This window comes from Fulvivirga sp. (assembly GCF_040218215.1).
In the GTDB taxonomy this organism is placed as follows: Bacteria; Bacteroidota; Bacteroidia; order Cytophagales; family Cyclobacteriaceae; genus Fulvivirga.
This window is the reverse complement of the sequence record NZ_JAVJQL010000008.1, coordinates 46,134-57,533: the sequence shown is the minus strand read 5'-3', so window position 1 is coordinate 57,533 and position 11,400 is coordinate 46,134. Positions and strand designations below refer to the sequence as shown.

Below are 11,400 nucleotides of genomic sequence, written 5' to 3'. Positions count from 1 at the left end.
TTGAAGAAATCACCAATCTTCCAGCCCAAGCAATTTCTTTCCAAGTGCTGACAGCTCAGGTGTTTTGTATTTCGTTTGCTCAAACTTCCTTGGATCACCGGGAAAGGCGTGACCTTCAGGTGCCAGTCTGTTCTTCCATGAATTAATCCTCCATTCGCGCATAGCAATATTATCAGGCTCTGCAGGCATCATAGAGATATATTGCGCTATTCTCACCTTGTCTTTTGACAGATTGGGACGGATGCCATGTGGTTGTGAGCTGTTGAAGATCAATAGATCGCCAGCTTGCATTTTGGCCTTGTGATAATCATTTTCAAAGCCTGTAGTATCTGGTTTAAAATGGTCACGGTCTGCTGGTTGTGTTAGCTTCCACTGGTCATATGTTCTGAATAGCTCAGGAATGCACTGAAAGCCACCCATTTGCTCATCTTCCTGATCGGCCAGTGCCAGCACACCCTGCACGTTTTGAGGCTTGGTTTCAGGGTCATAATCCCAATGAATAAAACCTTTGTACTCAAAACCCGGCCTTAAGGGGAAGTTAAGGTTAGCACGGTCAATGGTCACCCATAGCTGCTCATGATCCCAGATGTCTACAAAAGCATCATACACTTTTTGCGTTTGCCTGTTGTCCCAGAGGTATTGGTGATTGTAAACCTCCACCATACCCGTACCGACAAGCTCTTTCATTCCGGCTGCAGCCCGCTCTTTGGTGTACCATGTGTCCTGATTGTTCTTGTCCTTTTCTTCAAACTCCCAGATAAAATCGGCAGTCTTTAGTGCTTGCTCACGTGGTACAGCATTTCTGATAATCACATAACCATTATGCCTCCAAAACTTCCAGTCCTCTTCTGTCAGTACACGAAGCGATTTGCTGTCGGCTTCTGTTCTAAGCTTTATTTTACTGCTGGTAGCCGTTGAAGGATTACCAGGAATGGCTTTATGGTTTTTATTTGGATTATCTACTGCTTGTTGCATGGTGGCGGTGTTTAGTCTTTTTACAATACAAATGTAAGCACATAAGGAAAACGTTTGCTTTATTGATTTTAGCCTAAATTTTCACAATATTGACTTCTTATAAGTTTTGTATCGATCTAAATGGTAATTTAGGTCAATAACCATTGCAATGAAAACACAACTCGAACAGATAGCATTACCAGCGGATAGTTCATTTAACATTATGGTTAACCCATATCTCAATGACTTTTTCTTCTGGCACTTCCATCCTCAATATGAGCTGGTTTATATTGATGGTGCCGATGGTGTGCGCAATGTTGGCGAGAATGTTTCTAAGTATGAGGGTAATGATTTGGCGTTTATAGGGTCTAATATTCCTCATTTGAATTTTGATTATGGGGTTAAGACCAAATATGAGATCAGGGTGCTCCATCTTGACGCTGATTTTCTAAGCCATGCTTTGAACAAAGTTCCGGAACTACAGTCGGTGCAAGCTCTTTTTGCCAGGGCCAGTCACGGTATTGCCTTTGGTGAGCGTACCAAACAGCTTGTAGGACAGAAGATATTGACATTGCATGAAATGGAACACTTTGAGCGTTTTGTTGAAGTGCTAAAGATTTTTAAAATATTGGGTGATGCTGAAGATAGTTTTCTACTGCATGATGAGCCCGTACGTACGCAGCACACGCGCAAGGATCATAACCGCCTAAAGACAGTATATGCGCTTATTGAAGCAGAATATCATCGCAAGATTGATATTGCAGAGGTGGCTGATCTGTCCAATCTCACCAATGAATCATTTTGCAGGTTTTTTAAACGCATGACCAAGCTGACTTTTATTGAGTTTTTAAACCACTACCGTATTAACATGGCCAAAAAGCTGCTGATGCAAGACAAGAACGTAACGGAAGTTTGTTTCGAATGCGGCTTTGAAAGTTTGTCTTACTTTAACCGAACCTTCAAAAAGGTGACCGGAGAGAACCCGTTGGCTTATAAGAGGGGGATGCTTACCACATAGGTAGAAATTGCTGAGGCTTTGTTAAGGATTGCCTCATTAATAAATAGTTTTAGTTTGGAAATCATTATAACCAATTCTGGTTTTGAACCCTTTTTTGTTGATAGGCGAACAAGTTGCAAACTTGAAGTAGGTGAAATACTTTTTAATGAAAATCAAAAATATGTAGAATTATTATTCAGAAGATAAGAAAAGACATTCCATTTCTATTGCTTTTTTGAAGAAAGGGTCGTTTTTCAAATCCTGACTTGATATCTCTTGATATGATTCATCTATTTCATGAATTATATAGAACTGGTCAAATTTACGGTCAAAGCTGATTCTCTTAGATGATTTGGCAATTCCACCTCCAAGAAGAATATAAAAATCCTGCATATCTCCGTTTTCTGATGTTGCCAATTCTTTTAAATGCTCAAAGTTGCGTATTTTCATATTTCATCAATAGTTATATGGATAATTTACCTAAAAGAGAGATGTTTTTCAAGCCTGTTTTAAAATCAATTCATGATTTAGGTGGATCTGGAAGTAATGATGAGATTAATAATAAAGTAATTGAGCTTTTGGCAATTCCTCCTGAATTACTTGAACTAACGCATAGTGAAACTCAATCTAAATTTCAATACGAAATGGCCTGGGTAAGGACTATGCTTAAAAATCAAGGTTTAATTGAAAATTCTTCAAGGGGAGTATGGGCATTAAAAGCGGACCAACCTCTTAACTTCAACTTTAATATTACCTCCAAGCAGTCAAAAAGAATCTCTGAAGAAATTGAAGAATCTAAGAGTTGGAAAGATGAATTAATTGGGACAATTACAGAAGAGTTATCACCTAATGCTTTTGAACGTCTTGTAAAGAGACTTTTAAGAGAAACAGGGTTCATTCAAGTCGAAGTAACGGGAAGGTCTGGTGATGGTGGAATTGATGGAAGGGGAATAGCAAAAATTAATGGGATATTAAGTTTTCATATAATATTCCAATGCAAGAGATATAAAGGGAAAGTTAGTTCAAATGAGATTAGAGATTTTCGAGGTGCCATGGTAGGCAGGACTGATAAAGGACTTTTTATTACAACAGGACAATTTACAAGAGATGCAATGATTGAAGCTTCTAGGGATGGAGCGCCTGCTATTGACTTAATGGATGGAGAGAAGTTAGCTGAAAAACTGAAGGAATTGGGCCTAGGAGTTGAAATTAAGATTAAAGAGGAAGTGCTTGTAAATAGAGAATGGTTTAAAAATTTTGAAAATGATTAAAGTAAAAATCCTTTTTGGTCAGGAAGAATGCTATAAGTATGAAGTTGAACAAGTGTCACTAAGTAATTTTTATAATTCGGTTCAAGTATTTAATTTCAATAGCCTTGTGGAAAAGGAATCATTCCTTAAAGGACTTGAAGTTGGTATGGGTTGGGAAAGATTTGTTGTGGTTAATTGATATTAAATATTTTCTGTTTGCTGTCACCCCTCATGCCACTCCCTAACCACAACATCCCTTTTATTTTTTATCCAGCACTTAGAACTTCCCAAGGTTCTACAAGGCACTTAGAACGGTATAGCGTTCTATTAAAGAGTAAGAAGTATCAGCAAAACAATAGATTTAGAACTTTATAGGGTTCTAATACTTGTTTAGAACGATATAACGTTCTATATTAGTTGATATGAACAAGGGCATACATGGCGTAATAACCGGTGATATTGTAGGTTCTACAAAACTGGACAGGGAATACAGGGCAATACTTGAAGGGATTGCTGAAGATATTGTGCGCTATAAAATGCCTGAATTCAGGTTGGAGTTTTATAGGGGTGACGGGTTTCAGTCAATAATAACCCACCCGGAAGAAGGACTTACCATCATGCTGCTGCTTAAGTCGGGGCTAAGAAGGCACCCTTTAAAAGCAGCGAGCAACCGGGTTGAAGATGCTATTGATGCCAGATTGTCTTTGGGAATAGGGGAGATCAGCGGTACACTAACCCAAGAAAAACCACTGGGGCAGATGGATGGTTCAGCTTTTATCAGGTCGGGCAGAAGTTTAGAGAAGATGAAAGAGGACAAGTCAATGTTAAAAATTACTACCGGGGTTGAAGAATTTGACAAAGAGTTTGAGGCCGTTTGCTATTTACTTGATGCCATTACCAGCAAATGGAGCATTAACCAGGCGCAGGCCATCTATTTTTACCTGCTTCAAAACCTAACCCAGAAAGAAATAGGCCAACAGCTGGGCATTTCACAAAGAGGGGCAGGCAAAAGGCTCATCACAGCAAGTATCGAAGAAGTAATGATCTATAATTCAAGATTTAAATCCCTTATGCAATGGAAGTACAGCAGTTAGATGTATTGCTGCGGCTAATTATTGCCCATCTATTGGCTGACTTTGTTTTTCAAACAGACAGTATGGTGCAGGGCAAGAGGAAGAAGGGAATAAAATCACCCCATTTCTACTGGCACCTGTCTATTGTGGGTTTGTTATCCTATGTGCTTCTGGCAGATTGGTCAAATTGGAAGGTTCCGTTATTAATTGTGCTGCTCCATGGTGCAATTGATTGGTTGAAGATAAAAATCAATAAAGACAACATATTGCTGTTTGCCGCAGACCAGGGGCTGCATATTGTAAGTATCGTGTTTGTATGGTTTATTTTTTCGGGCAACAGCCTGACAGGGATCATTGAAACCCAGGATTTCTTTAAACTGGATTCCAAACACTTAATAGTATGCATTGCCTATATCATCACAACACTGCCTTCAGCCATACTAATAGGGTACCTTACAAAAACATGGCAAAAGCAGCTAAAAAAGGCCAAAAGGGAGAGTTTGAGGGATGCTGGCAAATGGATTGGGGTCATTGAAAGGGTGTTGATACTTACTTTTATCATTAACAACCAGTGGGAGCCCATTGGGTTTCTATTGGCCGCCAAATCAGTTTTCAGGTTTGGGGAGCTAAAAAACGATGCTGAAGAAAAGAAAACGGAATACATCCTAATCGGAACGCTCATGAGCTTTGCGTTTGCCATATTCACAGGGATTTTGACCCAATATCTGATAAAATAACCAAGCGACTATCTCCGCTCATGCCCCTCTTTAATCACAATACCACTTTTATCACCCCCGAACTTGGACAGTGAGTAGGTAAAAGTCAGCATGGCATATTGGGTAACCACATTAATGCGCTGGTCCTGAATGTAGTTGAAGTTGCTGGTTCTTGATACGCCACTGATTTTATTTAGCAGATCATAAACGCTCAATTTCAATTCGCCACGGTCATTTTTCAGGAAGGTTTTGGCCAAATGCATTCTCCAAATCGGCATTTCTATCTTCTTGTCAAAGGCATCACCATCAAATATCCGGTAGTCAAATGAAGAACCAAGGTTCCATGTTTTCAAAAAGGTAAGGCTCAGATCGGAATACAGCACATTGCGGAAGTAGCTCTGGTTCAGGTTGTCAGACTCAGAGTATTTGGTGTCATTCAGCTCAGTCTTATAACCCACCACCACGTCTACAGCATTTTTCTTTCTGTTCTCCACATTAAAGTCTATCGAGTTCTGAAAACGCTCCACACCATTCTTCTGGTCATTGATAAACAATTGCGTTTTAGTATACGTGTGGCTGGTGGAAATATGGAATTTAATACCCAAGGGCTTCACAGAGGTGCCAAAGGAGAAATAGCCATTGCCGCTCCATTCTTCATTAATATTGGTAGGGCTCACGGTCTGTGTCAAATCATCAGAAATTAGGGTGGTGTTGGTGATCCTATTCTGCACAAGTCGGGTATTCAGTCTGGCAAATAAGTTGGTGAAACTGAAATTATCGAACAAAGAGAAGTTCAAATAAGCATTGTGCATATATTCAGTCTTAAGGTCAGGATTACCAATGTAGATGTTCAGCGGGTTGCTATTGTCCACTACTGGCTGCAACTGGCGCACGCTCGGCTCATTTACACTGGTGCTGTAGCCGAGGCTCAATGATTTTGACCTGGCGAAACTGTAGCGCAAATCCATAGAGGGCAGCACATTGAAGAAATTCTTGTTAATCTTCACATCTTCATTAATCAGTTTGCCTTTAAGGTTTGATGACTGTGCCATTACGCCAGCAGAGAATGTTAAGTCTTCACTATTCATTTGAAGCTTAAACCCTCCCTGATCGTAGAAGTAATCGCGTCTGTAGAGCTGGCTTAACTGGTCGTTCCTGATCCTGTCGGTGCCCACATTGTCGAAGTAAAAAGATTTGTTTTCAGTATCGTAATTTTGTCTTTCATAAATGGCACTAAGGAATTTTAAATTGCCCAATGGTTCCGTATAGGCCACTCTCAGGTTATAATCAAAGGCATCATTTGACATGTCCTGTAACTGATCAAGATTAATGGTGTTTGGGTTATTGCCATAAAAAGACGTGGTAGACAGAATATTCTGATTCTGAATGGTATTGCCATAGCCAATAGTGGCATTGGCGGTGATCAGACGGCCTATATCACTGAGCTTCTTGCGGTAAGCAATTCTTGAGTCAAATGAGACATTGTCTGATGTGCCGTTGTTGTTATTATAACTCTCATTAAGCAGTGCATCGCCCGCATCAAAGGTCTGATTGGAGCGGGTCAGCCTGTTGGAGCCATTATTGAGTTTGATGTTTGACCTTAGAGTAATATCTTGACCGTCATTGATTTTATGTTCCAGTTTAAAAGTAAGGCGGTGGTTGATGTTGTTGCTGGTAGAGTAGGAGGTGTCTCCTGAATTGTAGATGGAGCCGTTCAGGAAGTTCTGCCGAGCAGAAGTCTGATCAATGGTGTTGTCTATGCCATTGAAGAAGTAGGAGGAAGTAAATTCTGTCCTTTTACTAAAATCATGATTGAAATTAATACCGCCAGATGTGGCAGTTGATACTCCACCTTGCTGGCCGCCCATGCCACCATCCACACCTTCAACGGACATCATCATGCCACCACCTGATAGCGCTGATAGCCCACCGGAAAAACCCATATAATCTTGGAATGAGAAATTCTGCTCATTGATGTTATTGGTAGCTGCTAGTGCTGAAAGCTGTGTTTTTTTATTGAACTTGTTGATACTGGCCTTACCTTGAAAACGGTCATCAGTACCATAACCGCCAGCTATTTTACCAAATACACCATTCTTTTTATCATCTTTCAAATCAAGGTTGATGGTCTTTGACCTTTCACCATCATCCACTCCTGTAAATTCCGCCATGTCAGACATTTTATCAAATACCTGCACTTTGTTAATGGCATCAGCGGGCAGGTTTTTAGTGGCAATTTTAGGATCATCGCCAAAGAACTCCTTGCCATCTACAAAAACCTTGTTCACCTTTTCGCCTTGGGCTTTTATATTGCCATCCTGATCTACTTCCACACCGGGCAGCCTCTTGAGCAGTTCTTCTACAGTTGCGTTAGGCTGGGTTTTAAAGGCATCAGCATTATATTCAATGGTATCGCCATTGATCATGATGGGAATTCTGTCCGCAGAGACAGAAACGCCATCCAATATCTCGGTTTTCTCCATGAGTTTTAGCTGCCCCAGGTCTATTGACTCTTTCTGGTCACTTACTGTAAATGGTTTCGAGAGTGTTTCATAACCTACAAAAGCCACCTGCAGTATATAAGAGCCTTTATTGACCTTCTTTAGCAGGAAATTGCCTTCATTGTCAGCAATAGTGAAGCTCTGCATAATGGAGTCAGAAGCATTGATCAGCACTGTACTTGCCGAAGGCAAAGGGTTGTTGTCTTTGTCCATAACTTGACCTGTAACTACGACAGACTGTGCCAGTGCCACACTTGCAATGCAGGTGAGGAGAAAACCGAGTATATAACGCATGGAGCTAGTTCTTTTGAATAAATACCTTTACTCCACCACCTTGATGCGCGCCACCAAATTCAGCTTCCATCTCCTTCAGCTTCTCTTCACGAATCTTGTTAAACTCTTCGCGTGTCACTTTTTTACCTTTTCCGGGCGACTCAATTTCGCTGCTGTAGTCGGCTTCTAAATCAACACTGGTGGCTACATAAGTACGTTCACCATCATTTACGCTCAGTTCTAGAATAGCTCCTGGCAGTCCTACAAATCTGGATGGCCCAATGGATGCGGGGATTTGAGTAGTAAACCATGCTTCATAAGTGGTGCTGTCTTCAGTATAGGTAGCCTTTTGACAATTATAACTCAGTACTGTTTTATTATCAGGTTCAATTTTCCATTTCAGGCTTTTTAAATCATCTTCAATAAGGAAGACCCTGTCCATAAAGTCAACTTTCTGTACGAGCTCCTTTTTAGGCATATTGTAAAAAGTCACATCTTCTGAACGCTTGGTTTTGATTTCTATCTGGGCACCATCATCACTGGTAAACATTTGTTTAGGAGCTTCTTTTTGTTCGGGGTTGGTAGAGGTGCGGTACAGGCTTTTGTCATTACCGAAGATCAATTCATAGGAATTGGTATTGCTTTTTGGAATGTTGGCAAACATGGCCTCATCCATATCACCACCGAAGTTCATTTTGAATTGAACCGTTTCATCATATTCAATTTTGCCCTTAAGGTCCTGTGCCTGGGCGAAACCTGCGGTTAACAAGAATAGTAGTATTAGTCGTTTCATAGTTTTATTTGTTTGTTCAAGGATACTATGAAACGTGATGTATAGGCAGGGAAGGACTCTTAAAAAATGTTAACGTCTTGGTTAAAAAATGTTAATTAATCAATATAAGGCACTATTTTGAAGATTAAACCACAGAGGAAGCAGAGTTACACAGAGAAAATAAAATAGCTACGGACTATGTTTAATCAAATATATGGATAGCCTTTCTCTGAGATCTCTGTGTTCTCCGTGGTGAGATTAAACCGCAAAGTAAACAGAGTTACGCAGTGGTAGAAAAAAAGTACTCGGGATCAAAGGCTGTATGAAATATCAAAAATCTCTGTGCCCTCCGTGGACTCTGTGGTTAAGAATAAAAAGTGAACTAAGGATAACAACACTTGGTATAAAAAAGGCCATCCGCTAGCTAGCGAACGACCTCTTTTCAGTTCTGATTGATTGTAATAATTACTTCAAAGTTGCGATAAGATCTTCGTTTCTTTTAACGTAACCAAAATCTCCGTTAGGGCTAGCCTTAGCTAATTCCATAGACTTAGTAGCAGTTTCTTTAGCCGCTTTTTTGTCACCCATTTTCGCAAGAATTTGTGCTTTGGTGTGTACATGCCAGAATTGCTTGCTATTCTCACCAACAGCAAGGTACATGTCCATCCACTTCAAAGCCTGGTTCAAGTCTTTACCAGCAGCTAAGTAATAGTTTGCAGCAGCAACGTAGTTTCCTGGGTTTACTTTAGTATTAGCCTCAATAGATGCCATTACTTGTGCATCAAAATCTACCTTGATAGGCACTTTAACAGAAACATCAGACCATCTTAGTTCTATAGCAGCAGTTGTATTATCATCACTAATGTCAGCAATATTGTAAGTTAATACTTCAACAGGGGTAGAAAGTGTTCTTGGTTTCACTTTAGCTAGAGCCACTTCTTTTGATTTGTCATAACCACCTACATTTCCACCTAAAGAAATGTCAGAGTATAAAGAAACAGACCACTCATCTTTACCAGGAGTAGCAAAGATTAAGTATTCGCCAGCTTTTACTGCAGTACCACCAAAAGTGATGTCAGTGCTAATGATCAATTTAGAACCTGCGTTGGCACCTGCTCTCCATAGTTGTCCGTATGGCTGAAGAAAATCACTTCCTTCACCGAAGATTTTACGGCCTTTAACTTTAGGTCTTGAGTATTCGATAGTTACATCTGTCAATCCAACTTTGCTGTAAACAGAGCCAGCTGGGCTAGGTGCAGGCGTTTCAATTTGTGCATTAATGCTAAATGCCATAACGGCAGCTAATGCGGTTAGTAGTGTTTTTTTCATTTTGTATAAGTTTAAGTTTGTTACGTTTTGAGTACGCAAATTATATAATTTTGGTTAGAACATGGTTCAAAAGAAACTCGATAATTCATATTATTTAGCTGATGATGTAGTGGCGCTGGCCAAAGACTTGGTGGGTAAGGAGCTACATGTTAAAACTGATTTGGGTCACAGATCAGGGATTATCGTTGAAACAGAGGCCTATTCTTATTTAGAGCGTGGTTGCCATGCCTTTGATAATAAGCTTACGGCAAGAACGGAGCCATTATTTATGACCGGAGGCATAGCTTATGTATATCTCTGCTATGGCATTCATCACCTGTTTAACATTGTTACCAATATTGAGGATAAGGCAGAAGCGGTGCTAATTAGAGCCATACAACCGAATCTCGGTTTTGATCCGGAGGAGCTTAAACCATCATCAAGGATCACTTCAGGACCCGGTAAATTATCAAAAGCATTGGGCATTGGCCTAAATCATAACAAAATAAGCTTAACAGAAGATACTATATGGCTTACAGAACCAGTTGGTAATTCAATGGATGTTGTGGCTTCTAAACGAATAGGCATTGATTATGCTGGTGAGGATGCTAACCTTTTATGGAGATTTACTGCTAAAAACAGCCCATGGGTAAGTAAGAAAATGTAAGCATCCTGGATTTTAATAATATATTACTAACTGAACTTATATATTTGTAGAGCTATGAATAAGATTCTATGTCCGGTCGATTTTTCAAGTGCTTCGCTCAATGCTATTGAGTATGCGCTGGAAATAGCTAAGAAGTTCAAGTCGAGGTTGACTCTTCTACATGTTTTTACTGAAGATGACTTTAATAAAGCATTGGGGCAGGAGGCTAAAGGAAAGACATTCAAGGAGTTATTGGCACTGGCCAATTCTAAATTGAAGTTATTGGTTAACTCAATAGTCGAAGAAACCGAGGGGCAAATAAAGTGCGATTTTCATATTGAAATGGGCGACCTGATTGATAAAATCAAGGAAGTGGCCTATGATGAAAACTATGATTTAGTTGTGATGGGTACCACCGGTGTAAGCAGGGTGCATGGTGTATTTTTTGGTAGCAATACTGAAGATACCATCGATGAAGTACGCAAGCCCATTTTGTGTGTTCCTAATAATGCTAACTTTAAGCATTTCAAAAAGATTGTATATGCCTCTGATTTTCTTGAAGAGGATAAAATGGCCATTCAGGAAGTAATATCTTTTGCCACTATGTTTGATGCACGAATCTATGTACTTCATATCAACCTCAGTGATTCCCAAAAAACCTATAACAGGTTCGTTGAAGAGTTGAAGAGTTTTATTCAATACAACAAAATCACTTTTGTTAACAAGAATTATAAAGATGAAGTAGGGGGAGGTATCAATGAATATATGCAGCAAGAAGATGCCGATCTGCTTGTAGCCTTTAAAAGAAAGCGCAATATAGTAGAAAGTATGTTCAGCAAAAGCATTACCCAGGTGTTGTCCTACTCAACTGACAAACCATTATTAGTTCTAAAATTATAGTAAATCACTC

At 39.8% G+C, this 11,400-nt stretch carries 12 protein-coding genes; 7 read left to right on the top strand and 5 right to left on the bottom strand.

Features of this window, described 5'->3' with window-relative positions; translation table 11 throughout:
• Nucleotides 1–9: 9 nt before the first annotated feature.
• Nucleotides 10–975, bottom strand: a complete 966-nt coding sequence (locus RIB54_RS02435) for a phytanoyl-CoA dioxygenase family protein (protein WP_350099111.1) — start codon at nucleotides 973–975, stop codon at nucleotides 10–12.
• 148 nt (nucleotides 976–1,123) lie between these two features.
• On the opposite strand from RIB54_RS02435, the gene RIB54_RS02430 reads away from it, so the two are divergent.
• Nucleotides 1,124–1,972, top strand: a complete 849-nt coding sequence (locus tag RIB54_RS02430) for an AraC family transcriptional regulator (RefSeq protein ID WP_350099110.1) — start codon at nucleotides 1,124–1,126, stop codon at nucleotides 1,970–1,972.
• Nucleotides 1,973–2,143: 171 nt separating this feature from the next.
• Here RIB54_RS02430 and RIB54_RS02425 read toward each other — a convergent pair whose 3' ends face one another.
• Nucleotides 2,144–2,401, bottom strand: a complete 258-nt coding sequence (locus RIB54_RS02425) for a hypothetical protein (protein WP_350099109.1) — start codon at nucleotides 2,399–2,401, stop codon at nucleotides 2,144–2,146.
• 17 nt (nucleotides 2,402–2,418) lie between these two features.
• On the opposite strand from RIB54_RS02425, the gene RIB54_RS02420 reads away from it, so the two are divergent.
• From RIB54_RS02420 to RIB54_RS02405, 4 genes are all read left to right on the top strand, one after another.
• Nucleotides 2,419–3,222, top strand: a complete 804-nt coding sequence (locus tag RIB54_RS02420) for a restriction endonuclease (RefSeq protein WP_350099108.1) — start codon at nucleotides 2,419–2,421, stop codon at nucleotides 3,220–3,222.
• The gene (locus tag RIB54_RS02415; RefSeq protein ID WP_350099107.1) at nucleotides 3,215–3,400 is read left to right on the top strand and encodes a hypothetical protein; all 186 of its coding nucleotides are present in this window, start codon (nucleotides 3,215–3,217) and stop codon (nucleotides 3,398–3,400) included. Before RIB54_RS02420 ends, RIB54_RS02415 begins: the two co-directional genes overlap by 8 nt.
• A gap of 223 nt (nucleotides 3,401–3,623) precedes the next feature.
• On the top strand, nucleotides 3,624–4,295 hold the full coding sequence (locus tag RIB54_RS02410; protein ID WP_350099106.1) for a hypothetical protein: 672 nt from the start codon (nucleotides 3,624–3,626) through the stop codon (nucleotides 4,293–4,295).
• Nucleotides 4,277–5,011, top strand: a complete 735-nt coding sequence (locus tag RIB54_RS02405) for a DUF3307 domain-containing protein (RefSeq protein ID WP_350099105.1) — start codon at nucleotides 4,277–4,279, stop codon at nucleotides 5,009–5,011. Before RIB54_RS02410 ends, RIB54_RS02405 begins: the two co-directional genes overlap by 19 nt.
• A gap of 8 nt (nucleotides 5,012–5,019) precedes the next feature.
• Here the strand turns inward: RIB54_RS02405 and RIB54_RS02400 are convergent, their stop codons facing one another.
• The 3 genes from RIB54_RS02400 to RIB54_RS02390 form a co-directional block, all read right to left on the bottom strand.
• Nucleotides 5,020–7,785: an outer membrane beta-barrel protein gene (locus tag RIB54_RS02400; RefSeq protein WP_350099104.1), complete on the bottom strand. Its 2,766-nt coding sequence runs from the start codon at nucleotides 7,783–7,785 to the stop codon at nucleotides 5,020–5,022.
• A gap of 4 nt (nucleotides 7,786–7,789) precedes the next feature.
• Complete coding sequence (locus tag RIB54_RS02395) at nucleotides 7,790–8,557, bottom strand: GLPGLI family protein (protein WP_350099103.1); 768 nt, start codon at nucleotides 8,555–8,557, stop codon at nucleotides 7,790–7,792.
• Between the two features lie 444 nt (nucleotides 8,558–9,001).
• Nucleotides 9,002–9,865, bottom strand: a complete 864-nt coding sequence (locus RIB54_RS02390) for a DUF2911 domain-containing protein (RefSeq protein WP_350099102.1) — start codon at nucleotides 9,863–9,865, stop codon at nucleotides 9,002–9,004.
• 61 nt (nucleotides 9,866–9,926) lie between these two features.
• Here RIB54_RS02390 and RIB54_RS02385 point away from each other — a divergent pair, with 61 nt between their 5' ends.
• Both RIB54_RS02385 and RIB54_RS02380 read left to right on the top strand, forming a co-directional pair.
• The gene (locus RIB54_RS02385; RefSeq protein WP_350099101.1) at nucleotides 9,927–10,511 is read left to right on the top strand and encodes a DNA-3-methyladenine glycosylase; all 585 of its coding nucleotides are present in this window, start codon (nucleotides 9,927–9,929) and stop codon (nucleotides 10,509–10,511) included.
• A gap of 54 nt (nucleotides 10,512–10,565) precedes the next feature.
• Nucleotides 10,566–11,390, top strand: a complete 825-nt coding sequence (locus RIB54_RS02380) for a universal stress protein (protein ID WP_350099100.1) — start codon at nucleotides 10,566–10,568, stop codon at nucleotides 11,388–11,390.
• Nucleotides 11,391–11,400: the final 10 nt, after the last annotated feature.

Excerpts from the sequence above, each read along its gene's own strand:
- RIB54_RS02390 (WP_350099102.1), bottom strand. The coding sequence starts at position 9,865 with ATGAAAAAAACACTACTAACCGCATTAGCTGCCGTTATGGCATTTAGC.
- RIB54_RS02405 (WP_350099105.1), top strand. The coding sequence starts at position 4,277 with ATGGAAGTACAGCAGTTAGATGTATTGCTGCGGCTAATTATTGCCCAT.
- RIB54_RS02410 (WP_350099106.1), top strand. The coding sequence starts at position 3,624 with ATGAACAAGGGCATACATGGCGTAATAACCGGTGATATTGTAGGTTCT.
- RIB54_RS02430 (WP_350099110.1), top strand. The coding sequence starts at position 1,124 with ATGAAAACACAACTCGAACAGATAGCATTACCAGCGGATAGTTCATTT.
- RIB54_RS02425 (WP_350099109.1), bottom strand. The coding sequence starts at position 2,401 with ATGAAAATACGCAACTTTGAGCATTTAAAAGAATTGGCAACATCAGAA.
- RIB54_RS02385 (WP_350099101.1), top strand. The coding sequence starts at position 9,927 with ATGGTTCAAAAGAAACTCGATAATTCATATTATTTAGCTGATGATGTA.
- RIB54_RS02400 (WP_350099104.1), bottom strand. The coding sequence starts at position 7,785 with ATGCGTTATATACTCGGTTTTCTCCTCACCTGCATTGCAAGTGTGGCA.
- RIB54_RS02435 (WP_350099111.1), bottom strand. The coding sequence starts at position 975 with ATGCAACAAGCAGTAGATAATCCAAATAAAAACCATAAAGCCATTCCT.
- RIB54_RS02395 (WP_350099103.1), bottom strand. The coding sequence starts at position 8,557 with ATGAAACGACTAATACTACTATTCTTGTTAACCGCAGGTTTCGCCCAG.
- RIB54_RS02415 (WP_350099107.1), top strand. The coding sequence starts at position 3,215 with ATGATTAAAGTAAAAATCCTTTTTGGTCAGGAAGAATGCTATAAGTAT.
- RIB54_RS02380 (WP_350099100.1), top strand. The coding sequence starts at position 10,566 with ATGAATAAGATTCTATGTCCGGTCGATTTTTCAAGTGCTTCGCTCAAT.
- RIB54_RS02420 (WP_350099108.1), top strand. The coding sequence starts at position 2,419 with ATGGATAATTTACCTAAAAGAGAGATGTTTTTCAAGCCTGTTTTAAAA.